A 14884-nucleotide genomic window follows, 5' to 3' on the forward strand; every position below is an offset into this window, starting at 1 on the left:
TCTACTCACTGGCCTGCGGCGGGGTCGCCGAAGACACTCATGTCCACGAAGCGATCGGCATAGGCGCGACCCACGCGGCGCATTGCGGCGATGTGCTTCACGGAGTCCATCGCCTGGACCTCGTCGGGATCGATGTCCTGCAGCCCGAGCGCGTTGAGCCCCACCCGCGTAACGTCCGGGTCGTAGCGCGCGTAGAGGAACGCCCGGCCGCAATCCTCGCGCAGCGGCACGGGCTCCCCGGTCAGCGGGTCACCGTGCCGCGGGCGCATGTCGCCAAGTTCCCGGTCGATCGGCGCGCCGAAGACGCAGCGCCCGACGGCGCGGCAGTTGATGTCCTGGTCCACATTGGCGCCGCCCATGAGCACGCCCGGAAGGCGCGCGACGTCGGCGGGAATGAGGCGCCCGCGCGCGTCGAGGTCCTGGTCCAGCCGGGCAGCGGAGCCCGTGCCGATCGAGACCATCGTCAGCTTGTCCTCGCCGGTCGGCCAGCCCAGCCGGTACTGCGGAAGCGTGGCTTTGCGGTAGAGCAGGAGTGCCGGGTTGTTGTAGGGCGTCACGCCGCCGTCCACGAAGACGAAGGTCTTGGCAGGATCGGTGGGGTCCCATTGCAGCACCTCCGGCGGGAAGTAGACCGGCGCGGCGGTGCTGGCACGTACCAGCTGCCAGAGCGGGATCTGCAGGTTGCAGTCCGCGCGTCCCGCCTCGTTGTAGCGCGCAAAGGGGTTGTTGGTGACCGGCCAGGGGCTGTCGGTCGTGGCGTTTCGCGTCACGACCAGCAGCAGGCAGCGCAGATCCGATGCGCCAAGCGTCCGCGCCCCAAGCACCTCCTGCAGCTTCCCGCGCAGCGGGTCGGCCGCGTAGAAGCTGCGGATCCGCTGCAGGAAGAACCGTTTCTCGAACATCAACGGCCCGGTCTCGACATAGAAGTCCAGGAGTTGCCCCGCGGTCATCCCGACCGCGAGCCCGGCTGCGATGATGGCGCCGGTGCTCGTGCCGCCGACATAGTCGAAGTAGTCGCCAAGCCTGAACGTCTTCCCGGCGCCTGTTGTCTCCGCGAGCTGCCGCTCCATCACGGCGAGGATCTCGAGCGTCATCACGCCGAGAATGCCGCCGCCGTCGAGTGCGAGCAGCCTGCGCGGCCGGGGCTGGCCGTACTTCGCGTCCCAGACATCCAGCTTGTTCATCGGTGTCCCGCTCCCGTTCAAACGCCTGCGCGAGGCGAGGCCCGGCATCTTCATTACCATGCCGCATATCTCCGCCGCGATCACGCTCGTGGCAGGCCGGCAAGCGCCGCGCCGGCACAGCGCCAGCCGCGACGGCGCGGCAGTTTCGCTTGCCACCGCCGCAACATAGCCGGTAGCGTCGCGCCGGGCGGCCAGGGCCAGCGAAGCCAGGGAGACAAACGCGATGCCGGCAGACGGTGCCGTGACGCCGCCGGCAACGCCGCGCGGCGCCGCGCAATGAGCGGGCCTGCCGCAGACCGCGCGCGGATCAGGCTCACCGTCGCGCATGGCCACCTCGCCTTCGCCCGCCATCCGGTTCTGGTCGGCCATTACGAGGGTGACACTTTCGCGGGATCCGAGGCGCAGCTCGACCGCGCGCTCGGCTTCCGCCTCACCGAGCGCCGCCGCCTCGGCCTCTACCCCGGTCCGTTCGGCTCCGTGACGGTCGTCGTCGACCCTGCCGCGAGGCCATGCGGGGCTGTTGTGGTCGGCCTCGGCCAGTCCGCGAGCCTCTCGATGGGCCCGCTGCGCCAGACGCTGCGGCACGGGCTGCTCGCCTTCGCGGCCGCGGAAGAGGACCGCCGCCGCGCTGCCGACCGGCCGGCTGGGGCCAGGCAGAAAGCGGAGCCCATCCCGCTTGGCCTCAGCGTCCTTGCGGTCGGCACGGGCGATGGCGGCCTCGCGGTCGCGAACGGGGTGATCGCCCTGCTCAGGGCGGCGGCCGAGGCGCAGGCGGTCCTGACATCGACCGAGACTGCGGGGCCAGCTGCCGGCGCCGCGGTCTGGGCCGGGTTCCAGGAAATCGAGTTCGTCGAGGTCATCCAAGACCGCGCGCTGGCCATCTGGCACGCCGCAGCCAAGGCCGTCGAGACGCAGCCGGAGTTCGGCCGCGTCTTCGAGCTGGCGCCGCGGATCGAGACGCGCCCTGGACGCAGGCGCCGCGGCGCCCCGGGCCGCGATAACGGCTGGTGGCTGCCGATCACCATCCGGATGACCGGTGAGAGCCGGGATGACCGCAACCTCGTCTTCGAGGTGGCGGACGGGCTTGCGCGCGCGGAGACCCAGGCGGTGCCCGCCGATCTCGACCTTGTCGAGCCGCTGGTGGCGCGCGCCATCGGCGACGTCGACGTGCCCGGCGCACCGGCCTCGGCCGGGCGTGTACTGTTCGAGATGCTGCTACCTCAGTCGCTCAAGGACCGCAGCGCGGAGGAGCGGAACCGCCGGCTGATCCTGGACGAGCGGAGCGCCCGCTTCCCCTGGGAGCTGCTGGACGACCGGCGGCCCTGGATCGTTGACCGCGATGCCGGGGACCAGCGCCCCTTCGCCGTGCGCGCGGGCCTTGTGCGCCAGCTGGCGCAGGCGCGCGGGCGCGAGCCGGTGCGCCTGCGCCATGGCCACCGCGCGCTCGTCATCGGCGACCCCCGAGGCCTTCCGACCGAGGGCTTCGCGAGGCTGCCCTCGGCCGAGAGCGAGGCGAAGGCCGTGCACAAGCTGCTGCGGGAGACGGGCTTCACCGCCAAGGTCCTGGTCGGAGACGGCGTCATGCCGGACCAGGTCTGCCGCCAGCTCTTCGCGGAGGCCTGGGAAATCGTGCACATCGCGGCGCATGGCGTGGTCAACGAGGCCCTGCCTGGCCCGGACGGCGCGAAGCGTGTGGTCACCGGCGTGGTACTTGGTGGCGGCGTGGTGCTCGGCCCCTCCGTTCTCTCGAAGCTGCCGGTCTGCCCGAGCATCGTCTTCGTAAATTGCTGCCACCTCGGCAAGGTAGACCCACTCGCCGAGGACCGGGCGCGACAGGCGACCGCCGCCGGCCGGCCGGAATTCGCGGCGGGCGTCGCCGTCGAGCTGATCCGCTCCGGCGTGAGCTGCGTCGTCGCAGCAGGCTGGGCGGTGGACGACGACGCGGCAGAGGCTTTCGCGCTGCGCTTCTACAAGGAGATGCTCGACGGCGCGGATTTCGGCAGCGCCACGCTCGCGGCCCGGCGCGCCGCCTACGCGCTGCGGCCGGACGGCAATACCTGGGGCGCCTATCAATGCTACGGCGACCCCGATTTCCGGCTCAGCGACTTCCTGCCGCCGGCCGCTGGCGCCACCGCGTCCGCACCAAGCTTCGCGCTGGTGGACGAGGCGATCGAAGCGGCGCAGCAGGTCTCGGAGGAAGCGAATATCGGGCTTGAGCGCGACCCGAGCCAGCCGATCGGCCGCTTCCTGGACGGCCAGCGCAAGCGGCTCGCCGCCGTAGCGGCGGAGGCGGAGCGGAAGGGCTGGCTCTCTGACGCGGACCTGCGCTTCGCGCTCGCCGACGCGCATGCGCAGCTGGGTGACCTTGCCGACGCGATCGGGCATTACGCAGCAGCCGTCGCGGAGCCGAATGCGCGCGGGCGGGTGCGGGCGGTCGAGCAGCTCGCGAATCTTCAGGTGCGACAGGCCTGCACGGAGGCGCGCAAAAGGCCGATAGATCGTGACGTGCTTGCGGACGCGGTCCGCGTCGTCGCCGAGGCGGAGACGCGGCTGGTCGGACTGACGCAGGCGCTCGGCGAGACGGCCGAGCGGCTTGCATTGCAGGGCGGCTGCGCCAAGCGGCTCGCCCAGCTGTTGGCGCTCGGCCCGCCGTCGCCGCGCGAGGGGACCGACGTGGAGCACGAGCTCCGCCGCATGGCGGAGCTTTACGACCGCGCGATCGCGCTTCAGCGGGCGCGGCCCGGGCCCGGCCAGGATCACCGCTATCCGCAGCTCATGTTGTGTTCGGCAGGGCTCTGCCTGGCGCTCCGCGCCGGGCATCCGGTCGATTCCGAGGTCATCGCACTGCTGAAGGAGCTGCGCGGCAGCGTGGCGCCCGACGCGGACGATTTCTGGCAGCTCATCGCCTCCGCTGACGCGGCGCTGATGGCGGCGATGGCCGGGCTGGACGCTGAGGCGGCGAGCTGGGGCGATATCGTGGAGCGCTATCACCGGTCGTGGCGCCATGTCGGCTCACCGGTGAAGCTGATGTCGGTCAGCGAGCAGCTCGAATTCTACGAGGACGTGCTGGGCGCGGCGTCGGGCATGGCAGAGGCGGCGCGGGCCGCGCTGCTCGCCCGGCTCGCCGAGGTCCGGCGGGAGCTACAGGATGCGGCTTCCGGGATGGCGTCGGGGTGAACCAGGAGGATGGCAATGGCCAGTGGCTTCGATGGCGCGCTGCGCTTCGTACTGCGTTGGGAAGGTGGGTTAAGCGATGACCCGGCCGACCGCGGCGGGCGGACGATGAAGGGCGTCACCCAGCAAGTGTATGATTCCTGGCGAGCCGCGAACAGGCTGCCCGCCACCGATGTGGCCGGCATCTCGGATGCGGAGCTCGGCGCGATCTACCGCAGCCGCTACTGGGAAAAGGCCAGTTGCGACGTGCTGCGCGCGCAGCTGGACCTGGTGCAGTTCGACACGGCGGTAAACATGGGGCCAGGGCGCGCCGTGAAGATCCTGCAGCAGACCGTTGGGGTGGATGCCGACGGCGCCTTCGGCCCGAACACGCGCACGGCCTGCGACGCCTGCGACCCGCCCGACGCAGTGGCGCGCTACTGCTCCATCCGCGAAGGTCTTTACCACCGCTTTGCGGAGGCCCCTGGGCAGGACCGCTTTCTGCGCGGCTGGCTTAACCGGCTGAACGACCTGCGGGTCGAGGCGGGCGTGCCTGGCTTCGCGCGCAAGCGGGACGGCGGTGTGGATTTCGGCGAAGCCGACTGGATCGCGCGCATCCCGGACCTTGCGCCGAATGCGCCACTCGAAGCCTGGCGTTGATCTGCCCCGAATTATCGGGCGATGCTGTACGGGCCAGTGGTTGGGAGGAGCGCGTAATGAGCGACGTTGCAGCCTATATCCAGTCTGTCGAACTCCCCTCCGCGCGCAGCCGCGGGCCAGGCGATGCGCCGCCCCGGCCGCCGGAATTCACCGATGCCCCGCAGGGCGTCGCCATCGGCTCGCAGCTGACCGAGTTCACCAGCCGCGTGGGGGAGGCAATCCGGCCCGCCATCAGCAACAGCCTGCTTCTAGCGCAGCTGGCCGCGGAGAAAGCCAATCCGGGCGACCAAGACCCGCGCGCGTGGTTCGGCAGCTTTAACACGGTGCTCGGGCAGGTCGGCTGGGTGCCGGTCGGGGGCGTCAGGGCAACGCAGGAGATCTCCGACCGGGATGCGGAGCTGCACAAGGCGATCATCCCGGTGCTGGCCGCGGCACTGGGGCCGGCGGCGGCCGCGGGCTCAATAGTCATCTCTGTCCTGCAGGGCCTACAGGCGATGGACGAGGATGCACCCTGGCTCACGCTGTTTCGGCGCAAGAGCCAGAGGGCGTCGGTGGCGCAGTTTGGGATCAACTTCATCGATGGAGGCGACGGTGGCGGCGCGGCGCTGAAGGCGGTGCATTTCAGCCTGACCGCCACGCGCGTCCTGACGCAAGTGCTGTTTGCCCGGCTGTCGGAAGTGAATGCCTCGGTCAGCACCGAGCAGCGTGAGCTGATGTTGAGCTCCGCCACGATTGCCGCAGCCGAAGACCCGCTGGAGAAAAAGCTCGGCCGGCACATCGCCGACAACATCATGAACATCGACATCTGACAAACCTGGTCTCAGGCCAGACGCGGAGGGCGGGGCCGTCATGAAGGTTTTCGTGAGCTGTCCGTCGTCGAATGCTTTGAGACAGCGTAGGCGGCTGGCTAACGGAGGCTCTGGCACATCGGGTTTGAGGTTAGGCGGCGTGCTGGTGGCGGATCAAGCCGCGCTGTTAGATGGTCTGCCGCTTGATGCGTTTACGTTCGAGCAGGATGGTCTGGCCACGGCCAAAGTAGACATTGGCTGGTGTGAGATTGCGCAGGCTCTCGTGGTAGCGCTGATGGTTGTAGTGGCTGACGAAGGCCTTGACCTGCGTCTCTAGTGGATTGCCCCATTCAGAGGATTCCCTGAGCGGGTAGTGTGGTCCAAGCTCTTGGAATGAGAGCAGGCATCGTCGTCTCGGTCGTGCCGCAGGATCGCATTCGTCTCGAAGCGATCGTCGCGGGTCGGAATACCCGGCAGAAGCACGCCGCCCGTGCGCGGGTGATTGTCGCCACCGCCGACGGCTGCGGGACCACCGAGATCATGCACCGCTCGGGTCTCTCCAAGCCGGCGGTCTGGCGGTGGCAGGAGCGTTTCATGCAGGAAGGCGTCGATGGCCTGCTGCGCGACAAGACGCGCAAGCCCGGCAAGCCGCCGCTGCCCGCCGCGACCGTCCAGCGCGTGCTCGACCTGACACTGGCCGACCCGCCTGGTGAGGCCACGCACTGGAGTGTCCGCGCGATGGCCAAGGCGGCCGGCATCGGCGCCGTCAGCGTGCAGCGCATCTGGCAGGCCAACGGGCTGACGCCGCACAGGATGAAGACGTTCAAGCTCTCCAACGATCCGAGGTTCGCCGAGAAGTTCAGCGATGTCGTTGGCCTCTACGTCGATCCGCCCGCCCATGCCGTCGTGCTGTCGATCGACGAGAAGAGCCAGATCCAGGCGCTCGACCGCACCCAGCCCGGCCTGCCGATGAAGAAGGGCCGAGCCGGGACAATGACCCACGACTACATCCGGCACGGCACGACGACGCTCTTCGCCGCGCTGAACGTGCTGGACGGCACGGTGATCGGCCGCAACATGCAGCGCCACCGCCATCAGGATTTCATCCGCTTCCTCAATCAGGTCGAGGCCGCGGTGCCGGTCGGTAAGACGGTTCACGCCATCGTCGACAACTACGCCACCCACAAGCACCCCAAGGTGCGCGCCTGGTTGGTCCGCCATCCCCGCTGGACCTTCCACTTCACGCCCACCAGCGCGTCCTGGCTCAACGCCGTGGAGGGCTTCTTCTCGGCGCTCACCCGGCGCCGGCTCAAGCGCGGGGTCTTCTGCTCCCTGAACCGCCCCGGTTTCGCCGGAGGCTGGTGGGCTTGAGTCAGGCCGCCATGGGGGCTGGCTCGAGCTGGGCGTAGTATCGGGCCTCGGCCTCGGCTGGCGGCATGTTGCCGATTGGCTCGAGGAGGCGACGGTGGTTGAACCAGTCCACCTATTCCAGGGTGGCGTATTCGACCGTATCCAGCGAGCGCCAGGGGCCGCGGCGCCGGATCACCTCGGTCTTGAACAGGCCGATGACGGTCTCGGCGAGCGCGTTGTCGTACGGATCGCCAACGCTGCCGACAGAGGGCTCGATCCCGGCTTTCAGAAGCCGCTCTGTGTACCGAATCGAAACATATTGGGACCCCTTGTCGCTATGATGGGTCAGGCCGCCCCGCGTCGGACGGCGTTCATGCAGCGCCTGTTCCAAGGCATCAAGAACAAACCCTGCATGCGCCGTCCGCGACACCCGCCAGCCGACGATGCGGCGGGCGAAGACGTCGATGACGAAAGCCGCGTACACGAAGCCCTGCCAGGTCGCCACATAGGTAAAATCCGACACCCACAGCACGTTCGGCTGCGGCGCCCGGAACTGCCGGTTCACCTTGTCGGTTGGGCAAGGCGAGGCCTTGTCGGCCATCGTGGTCCTGGTCTCCTTGCCACGGACCACGCCACGCAGGCCCATCCGCCGCATCAGGCGTTCCACCGTGCAGCGGGCCACTGCAATGCCTTCGCGGCAGAGCTGCCGCCAGACCTTGCGGGCGCCGTAGACTTCGAAGTTGGCGGCATGCACCTGCCGGATTTGCGCCATGAGCACCAGGTCCTGCTGGGCGCGAGGCGAAGCCTTTGCCGGATCGGCTCGCTGCGCGACACGCGCATGGTAGGTCGACGGGGCGATCCGCAGCATCCTGCAGATCGGCTCGACACCGTAGACCTCGCGGTGATCGTCGATGAAGGCGATCATGGCTTCGATCGGCGGTCGAGCTCCGCCATCGCAAAATACGCCGACGCCTTCCGCAGGATCTCATTGGCCTGCCGCAGCTCGCGAACCTCGCGCTCCAGCGTCCTGATGCGATCGCGCTCCTCCGTCGTCGAGCCAGGCCTCTGGCCCGCGTCGCGCTCGGCCTGCCGAACCCACTTCCGAAGCGTCTCGGCGGTACATCCAATCTTGGCTGCAATCGAGGCGATTGCAGCCCATTGCGAGGCATGATCGCCTCCATGGTCCAGGACCATACGCACCGCACGCTGCCGGACCTCAGGCGAAAAGCGGTTCGACGTCTTCTTCGTCATGACCCCATCCTCTCAACAGTTGGGGCCTCCGACAAACCCGGGGCGGTTCAGACATGGGCGTATGACTTCGTGCAGGACCGCATGCATGACGGGCGGCGGTTTCGCATGCTGACGGTGATCGACGAGTACACGCGGGAGTGCCTGGCGATCGTGGTGGCGCGTCGGCTTGGCTCGGATGACGTGCTCCAGACGCTGACGGATCTGTTTGTCAAGCACGGGCCGCCGGAGCATATCCGTTGCGACAACGGGCCGGAATTCGTGGCCAAGGTGGTGCGCGGCTGGCTCGGTCGGATTGGCGTGAAGACGCTGTTTATCGAGCCCGTCAGCCCCTGGGAGAACGGCTACAATGAATCGTTCAACGGCAAGCTGCGGGATGAGCTGCTGGACCGGGAGATCTTCTATTCGCTGCGGGAGGCGGAGGTGCTGATCGAGCGTTGGCGGCGCCATTACAACACGGTCAGGCCGCACAGTGCGCTGGGCTATCGGCCGCCGGCGCCGGAAGCGGTGTTGCCGCGGCCGTCTGGCACCGCCTACGCTCCGCTCCGGCAGGGCCAGACGGCCAGGCCAGAACACGGGCCAAGTCTCTCATAGCCCATGGATCCCCGATCGGCGGCAGGTCATCAGAGCCCCTACAGACGCTAAACACATGGCGTCCACGCCGCTAACTTTCCCGGTCATTTGCAGACGTTGGCTGTGCCGAGGTTGGTGACACCGCCAGAGTCTTTTGGGAGGACCAATATGGAGCAGCGTGGGATTTATAATGCCTTTATATCCTATAGCCATGCGACCGATGGCCTTCTTGCACCAGCTCTGCAATATTCTCTTCATCGGGTTGCAAAGCCCTGGTACCGTCTGCGCAGTTTGCGCGTATTTTTAGATCAGACTAATTTGTCTGCCAGCCCGGGTCTCTGGGATTCGATAGAATCTGCACTCAGTCATGCGCAATACTTCGTTCTTCTAGCTTCACCGATGGCCTCTACATCATCTTGGGTCGCAAGGGAGATCGACTGGTGGTTAAAAAATCGATCGTCTAGCACCATATTAATAGTTCTCACGAGCGGGGAAATTTTTTGGAATGAGGTCGACCGCGATTTTAATTGGTTAATCACAACCGCTTTACCGCGACGTTTGGCAGGCGTATTTCAACAAGAACCTTTGTACGTTGATATGCGCTGGGCGCAGCAGCCTAAACAACTCACCGTAGAAAACTCACGATTCCGGCAAGCGGTCCTTGATCTCGCTGCGACGCTGCTACGTAAGTCAAAAGACGAGCTTGATGGCGAGGATGTCCGCCAATTCCGGCTGACGCGCCGTTTGGCTACTTTGGCTACAACCGTACTCGCGGTGCTTTTCATGGCTGCGAGTGCGGCAGCATGGGTGGCGATGCGGCAGCGAAATGCCGCTGTTGCAAACGAATCTATGGCGCTGGCCGCCTTAGCCGAAACGCATTACCGGGATGGGAGGGGCTCCGATGCACTCAAGCTTGCTCTCGCTTCTTTACCGCGAAGCTCGACCGACCGGCGGCCAGTTGTGCAGCGGGCGCTTATTGTACTCGGGCAGGCGTTGGGTCTGCGACTGGAAATTTTACCGCCTCTCCGCCATGCCGGCTTGGTGACCCAAGTTCGCTTGAGCACCGATGAACGACACATTTTAAGCATTTCTGAATCGACCGACTCTCGACTGTGGTCTACTGACACAGGGCAGCAAATCGGACCTCCGCTTTTTGACGGGGAACAAATCGCCTTTGGCGACTTCAACCGGGATGGTAACAGAGTATTTGCTGTCTCTGGTAATACTGTCCGAATCTGGGACGTCGCTACGACGCGGCAAATCGGCTTAACAATGAACCACACCGGCCGTGTAAGCGCTGCTTTATTCAGCTGGGATGGGACACGAGTAGTGACTGCATCGCACGACGGGACGGCCAGGTTATGGGATAGTCAGACTGGGATGCCAAACGGCAATCCAATGTTGCAGGGAAGTGAGATAATACAACTGGCATTGAGCCGCGACGGTTCAATAGTACTTACAGTTGATAGTGACTGGAGGGCAAGACTATGGAACAGCGCCGACGCCCGGCCGATTGGCCCGTCTATTGAACTTCCAAGTCGCGGAGGGGAAATCGTTTCAGCTACCTTCAGTCCAGATGGAGCCCGCTTCCTCATAACGGCCGGCAATCTCGCTGATCTGCGAGCCACTTTGACCGGCGAGCAAATCAGTGCGCCTTTACGAAACGGGTATTATGACGGACTGTTGGGTCCATCTAGTTTCAATCATGATGGGAGCCAGTTGATCACATTCGGAGGTGACGGCGCTGTGTACTTGTGGAATGGCATGACCGGAGAGCAGATGGGCTCTCCTTTTCATCATCCCGGACCAGTAGTTATGGCGACGTTTAGTTCTGATGGAAGGCGGCTGATTGTGTCTTCTGCTAATGGAACTGTCCGCGTTTGGGATATTAGTTCACGTGCAGAAGTAGGTCCAGACGTTCAGCATGATACGGCGCTTCGCGCCTCAGCTTCAAATTCCGACGGCTCTAAAATCGTTACGGCATCCCTTGACGGCACTATCCGACTTTGGGATACAAGCCGTGGCTTTGTGAGATACTTGAATGGTACAAATCTTCAGAATGCGGTACTGGCATCTGACGGAAGAACGATGGCGGTGGTAGATGATAGTGGGGCAGTACGAATTCGACGAAATAGAGCCCCCGTCACGGCCGAATCAGAAGTGGATTATGACGAAGAAGTCATCGAGGTCGCAGGAATTGGATTTGAACGCGAGATCACGGTCCATACATTTGCAAATCACGATCGGTGGCTAATTATCGGAACTCGAGATGGCTCGATCCGTTTTTGGGATATTCATGAATCGAGATTTGCCGAGTTTAATGATCAGCATGGAGATGGGCTGAAATTTATTTCAGTTCATCCGGATGGGAGGCAGATGATTACGGCCTCAGATGATTTGATAAAGATCTGGATTATGGACGACCTGTCTTCCGCAGCTAGAATGATCTCGACTACCTCAGTGTTAGTAAATGATTTACCCGAAAATAAGACATTTATAGCAGTTGGTTTTATCGACGGTCGCCCCGTCAGGTTATATGAGCAGGATGGGGTTTTGCAAGCCAAAGATGTTATTACTGGATTAGCGGCGGGTCAGGCTATACGTAATGACACTGCGGTATATAATTCTACAATCAGCCCAGACGGATCTAAACTTCTTATTATTGGAAATGATGGCAGGGCCCAGCTGTGGGATTTCTCAAGCGGCGTCCGCGTGGGGCTCCCACTTCGCCGCAGTCCTCCGTGGGCGCAGACTCCCATTGTGGCGGGCACGTTCTCGCCCGATGGAACACGATTAGTCTTGGTGACTGAAGGCGGGGGGGCTCAAGTTTGGAACATCGCGATGCCGCCGGGGGATCTTAGAACAGTAGCATGCCTGTTGCTGCCGGAACGTAGGGCTGGGCGCCCAGCGATCGACACGACAGATTTTGCAAACCAGCATGGGGTTGCTATTAGCGACCCCATATGCGGATTGCCAATCCGCTAGTTGGATCTTCCAAGGACCATAATTTATGTGAGCAATGCTCGGATACACGGAGCATGGCTGAGAAGGGCTCTGAAGCTCCTGTAGGGTGCAGCGACCTAACCCGCGACTTCCGGCCGCCATGTCCGCTGCGGGTTCCGCCAGTCGATCCCGTCGAGCATCTAGGCCAGCTGCGCGCCCGAGATCGCCACCGATCCGTCCGCCGGCGCAGGCTATATGAAGCGTCCCCGCTCCAGACTTTTCGCATAAAGGGACATGCCAAGCCCGTCGTGCCAGACGATCTTGACCAGGTCACCGCGGCGCCCGCGGAACACGTAGAGATCGCCGGCATAAGGATCGCGGCCCAGTGCCTCCTGCACCTGCAGCGCCAGACCACTCATGCCGCGGCGCATGTCGGTGTGGCCGACCGCCAACCATACCCGTACGCCGGAGGGAACCGGGATCATCCGCGCAGCGCCGCCAGGACGCGACGCAGTGCCGTGGTGCTGATCCGCTCCGTCACCCGCACCGCGGTATCGTCGGCCAACACGATCTCGATGCGCTCGTCCGGCTCGCCGTCAGGACCCGCGCAGGCCGCCAGTGAGGCAGGAGCAACTGGTCCCGCAATTCAGGCACGACGCGCAGCGGGACGAAAGCTGCAACACCCGAAGCAAGCCGGCCGCGCCGCAGCGCATCACGCCACTGCCGTAGCAGGCTGCGGCTGAAGTCACGCCGCCGCGCCACGTCGTCGAACCTGACACCGTGCTCGTCCAACTCCGCCAGGATCCGCAGCTTCTCCTCGGGCCGCCAACGTGTGGATCGGCATGGAACAAGGGCTCTGGCGCAGTTTCCGTGCTGGTCATGGCGACGCAGGGACGAGTAGCCGCGCCCGCAGCAGGTCAAGCTTGCCGCGGCCGTACATCTGCCGTCGGACAAGCTTGAGCTTGGTAATGCATCCCTCAGTTGGGCCGTTGGACCACGGCTCGGTCAGCGCCGCGCGGACTGCCGCCTGATCAAGCGCGATGCCCCGCCCGAAGGCGGCGAGCATGCTGGCACTGACATCGGTAATCCACGCCGGCAATGCGTCTGATGTTCGGGACCGCAACATGCGGTGGAGGCGCTCGACCAGATCACGTGCCGTCGCCAGCGCCGGGACAGCCGCCTCGACAGTGGCGACCATCACCGCCTCCGCCCGCGCGAGACGGTCGCGGCCGGCGAGCATGACCCGCGCGATGGTGCGGATTCCGACGGAAGTCGGCCACCGTTTCCGATTTGATGTCGGCCGGTGATTCCGAGATGAAGTCGGCCATTCCGATTTGAAGTCGGCCACCCCTGCAGGGGTGGTGGTTGCTCGACGGCTGGGCGGGGTCCGGGCCCCCTTCGCGATGGACGCGAGAGGGGGAGCTGGATGCCGGCCGAGAGAGTGTCGATGCGACGCGTGCGAGAGATCCTGCGGCTGAAATACGAGATGGGCGCGACCGACCGGGCGATCGCGCGCTCGGTGGGCGTTGCGCGCAGCACGGCGCGGCTGTGCCTGGACCGGGCGGCGGCGGCGGGGCTGATCTGGCCATTGCCGGCGACGGTGACGGACGGCGCGCTGGAGGCGCTGCTGTTCGCCGGCGGGGGTGCGCAGGTCGGGCTGCGACGAAAGGCCGAGCCGGATTGGGTCGCGGTGCACCGGGAGCTGCGCCGACCGGGCGTGACGCTGATGCTGCTGTGGGACGAATACCGGCGCGAGCAGCCCGGCGGCTACGGCTACAGCCGTTGGTGCGACCTCTACCGCGGCTGGGAGGGCCGGCTGTCGCCGACGATGCGGCAGGTGCACCCGGCGGGGGAGCGGCTGTTCGTCGACTTCGCCGGGCAGACGGCGGAGGTGATCGATCCCGCCACTGGCGAGGTGCGCACGGCGCAGGTGTTCGTCGCGGTGCTGGGGGCGTCGAGCTACACCTACGCGGAGGCGGTGTGGACGCAGACGCTGCCGGACTGGGTGGGCGCGCATGTCCGTGCGCTGGAGTTCATCTGCGGGGTGCCGCGGCAGATCGTGCCGGACAACCTGCGGAGCGGCGTGCTGCGGGCCAACTGGTACGAGCCCGGCCTCAACCCGACCTACCGGGACCTGGCGGCCCATTACGGCACGGCGATCCTGCCGGCGCGGATCCGGCGGCCACGTGACAAAGCCAAGGTCGAGGCCGGCGTGCTGGTGGTGGAGCGCTGGATACTGGCGCGGCTGCGGCATCAGCGGTTCGGCTCGCTGGCGGCGCTGAACGGGGCGATCGCGGCGCTGCTGGTGGACCTGAACGGCCGGCCGATGCGCAGGCTCGGGGTCAGCCGGCGGCAGTTGTTCGAGGAGCTGGACCGCCCGGCACTGGCCGACCTGCCGGCGGAGCCGTTCGTCTACGCCGAATGGCGGATCCGCCGCGTCGGGCTCGACTACCACGTCGATGTCGACGGCCACTACTACTCGGCGCCGCACCGGCTGCTGCGGCAGCAGGTAGAGGCCCGCGTCACCGCCCGAACAGTGGAGTTGTTCCACAAGGGCGAGCGCGTCGCCGTGCACGTTCGTGGAGGCCTGCGCGGCCGGCACACCACGCTCACCGAGCACATGCCGCAGGCGCACCGGCGCCATGCTGAATGGACCATCGAGCGGATCGGGCGGGAGGCGGCGGCCATCGGTGCGTCCACCGCGGCGCTGACGGCGATCATTCTGGAAAGCCGGCCGCATCCCGAGCAGGGGTTCCGTGCCTGCCTCGGCATCCTGCGGTTGCTGCGGACCTATGGGCGGGACCGGCTGGAGGCAGCCTGCGCACGAGGCCTCGAGATCGGCGCCCGGTCCTACGGCTCCATCCAGTCGATCCTGCAGAACAACCTCGACCGCCAGCCGGCGCCGCGCCGGCCGCGGGAGAGCGACGAGTTGCCCCTGCTGCACCCGAACCTCCGGGGCTCCGGCTACTACCATTGAGGAGACAG

General features: G+C 65.7%; 9 protein-coding genes, 4 pseudogenes and 1 other annotated feature. Of the genes and pseudogenes, 7 read left to right on the forward strand and 6 right to left on the reverse strand.

The window, feature by feature from the left end; translation table 11 throughout:
• Nucleotides 1-5 precede the first annotated feature (5 nt).
• A complete protein-coding gene (locus tag ACLF3G_RS23515) occupies nt 6-1553 on the reverse strand; it encodes a patatin-like phospholipase family protein (protein WP_430671840.1) in 1548 nt (515 codons plus the stop codon).
• On the opposite strand from ACLF3G_RS23515, the gene ACLF3G_RS23520 reads away from it, so the two are divergent.
• The 3 genes from ACLF3G_RS23520 to ACLF3G_RS23530 are packed head-to-tail and all read left to right on the forward strand — an operon-like array spanning nt 1461 to nt 5806.
• On the forward strand, nt 1461-4361 hold the full coding sequence (locus tag ACLF3G_RS23520; RefSeq protein WP_430671841.1) for a CHAT domain-containing protein: 2901 nt from the start codon (nt 1461-1463) through the stop codon (nt 4359-4361). The two genes, ACLF3G_RS23515 and ACLF3G_RS23520, sit on opposite strands and share 93 nt — an antisense overlap.
• Nucleotides 4362-4376: 15 nt before the next feature.
• Nucleotides 4377-4997 carry a glycoside hydrolase family 108 protein gene (locus ACLF3G_RS23525; RefSeq protein WP_430671842.1) on the forward strand — a complete coding sequence of 207 codons (621 nt, stop codon included), beginning with the start codon at nt 4377-4379 and terminating at the stop codon, nt 4995-4997.
• A gap of 56 nt (nt 4998-5053) precedes the next feature.
• Nucleotides 5054-5806 carry a hypothetical protein gene (locus tag ACLF3G_RS23530; protein WP_430671843.1) on the forward strand — a complete coding sequence of 251 codons (753 nt, stop codon included), beginning with the start codon at nt 5054-5056 and terminating at the stop codon, nt 5804-5806.
• A 166-nt stretch (nt 5807-5972) separates the two neighbouring features.
• Here the strand turns inward: ACLF3G_RS23530 and ACLF3G_RS23535 are convergent.
• Nucleotides 5973-6122 (reverse strand): annotated as a pseudogene (locus ACLF3G_RS23535) (integrase core domain-containing protein); the annotation flags it as partial.
• A 56-nt stretch (nt 6123-6178) separates the two neighbouring features.
• On the opposite strand from ACLF3G_RS23535, the pseudogene ACLF3G_RS23540 reads away from it, so the two are divergent.
• Nucleotides 6179-7120: pseudogene (locus tag ACLF3G_RS23540) on the forward strand (IS630 family transposase); the annotation flags it as partial.
• A gap of 37 nt (nt 7121-7157) precedes the next feature.
• Here the strand turns inward: ACLF3G_RS23540 and ACLF3G_RS23545 are convergent.
• A pseudogene (locus ACLF3G_RS23545) lies at nt 7158-8386 on the reverse strand (IS3 family transposase).
• Nucleotides 7986-8102 (reverse strand) — a sequence feature (AL1L pseudoknot). It overlaps the preceding pseudogene by 117 nt.
• Before the next feature lie 54 nt (nt 8387-8440).
• On the opposite strand from ACLF3G_RS23545, the pseudogene ACLF3G_RS23550 reads away from it, so the two are divergent.
• Both ACLF3G_RS23550 and ACLF3G_RS23555 read left to right on the forward strand, forming a co-directional pair.
• Nucleotides 8441-8977, forward strand: a pseudogene (locus tag ACLF3G_RS23550) (integrase core domain-containing protein); the annotation flags it as partial.
• A 147-nt stretch (nt 8978-9124) separates the two neighbouring features.
• Entirely contained in the window at nt 9125-11941 is a 2817-nt protein-coding gene (locus ACLF3G_RS23555) for a TIR domain-containing protein (RefSeq protein ID WP_430671844.1), read from the forward strand.
• Nucleotides 11942-12150: 209 nt separating this feature from the next.
• Here ACLF3G_RS23555 and tnpB read toward each other — a convergent pair whose 3' ends face one another.
• The 3 genes from tnpB to ACLF3G_RS23570 are packed head-to-tail and all read right to left on the reverse strand — an operon-like array spanning nt 12151 to nt 13139.
• On the reverse strand, nt 12151-12384 hold the full coding sequence (gene tnpB, locus ACLF3G_RS23560) for an IS66 family insertion sequence element accessory protein TnpB (RefSeq protein ID WP_430671845.1): 234 nt from the start codon (nt 12382-12384) through the stop codon (nt 12151-12153).
• Between the two features lie 52 nt (nt 12385-12436).
• Nucleotides 12437-12853: a transposase gene (locus tag ACLF3G_RS23565; RefSeq protein WP_430671846.1), complete on the reverse strand. Its 417-nt coding sequence runs from the start codon at nt 12851-12853 to the stop codon at nt 12437-12439.
• Entirely contained in the window at nt 12777-13139 is a 363-nt protein-coding gene (locus ACLF3G_RS23570) for a transposase (protein WP_430671847.1), read from the reverse strand. The genes ACLF3G_RS23565 and ACLF3G_RS23570 overlap by 77 nt, the downstream gene beginning before the upstream one ends.
• Before the next feature lie 207 nt (nt 13140-13346).
• Between ACLF3G_RS23570 and istA the strand changes: the two genes are divergently transcribed.
• On the forward strand, nt 13347-14876 hold the full coding sequence (gene istA / locus ACLF3G_RS23575) for an IS21 family transposase (protein WP_430671848.1): 1530 nt from the start codon (nt 13347-13349) through the stop codon (nt 14874-14876).
• Nucleotides 14877-14884: the final 8 nt, after the last annotated feature.

Origin of the sequence: Falsiroseomonas sp. HC035 (genome assembly GCF_050563525.1) — a bacterium.
Taxonomy (GTDB): Bacteria; Pseudomonadota; Alphaproteobacteria; order Acetobacterales; family Acetobacteraceae; genus Falsiroseomonas.

Excerpts from the sequence above, each read along its gene's own strand:
- ACLF3G_RS23570 (WP_430671847.1), bottom strand. The coding sequence starts at position 13,139 with ATGCTCGCCGGCCGCGACCGTCTCGCGCGGGCGGAGGCGGTGATGGTC.
- ACLF3G_RS23520 (WP_430671841.1), top strand. The coding sequence starts at position 1,461 with ATGAGCGGGCCTGCCGCAGACCGCGCGCGGATCAGGCTCACCGTCGCG.
- ACLF3G_RS23555 (WP_430671844.1), top strand. The coding sequence starts at position 9,125 with ATGGAGCAGCGTGGGATTTATAATGCCTTTATATCCTATAGCCATGCG.
- ACLF3G_RS23515 (WP_430671840.1), bottom strand. The coding sequence starts at position 1,553 with ATGGCCGACCAGAACCGGATGGCGGGCGAAGGCGAGGTGGCCATGCGC.
- ACLF3G_RS23525 (WP_430671842.1), top strand. The coding sequence starts at position 4,377 with ATGGCCAGTGGCTTCGATGGCGCGCTGCGCTTCGTACTGCGTTGGGAA.
- tnpB (WP_430671845.1), bottom strand. The coding sequence starts at position 12,384 with ATGATCCCGGTTCCCTCCGGCGTACGGGTATGGTTGGCGGTCGGCCAC.
- istA (WP_430671848.1), top strand. The coding sequence starts at position 13,347 with ATGCGACGCGTGCGAGAGATCCTGCGGCTGAAATACGAGATGGGCGCG.
- ACLF3G_RS23530 (WP_430671843.1), top strand. The coding sequence starts at position 5,054 with ATGAGCGACGTTGCAGCCTATATCCAGTCTGTCGAACTCCCCTCCGCG.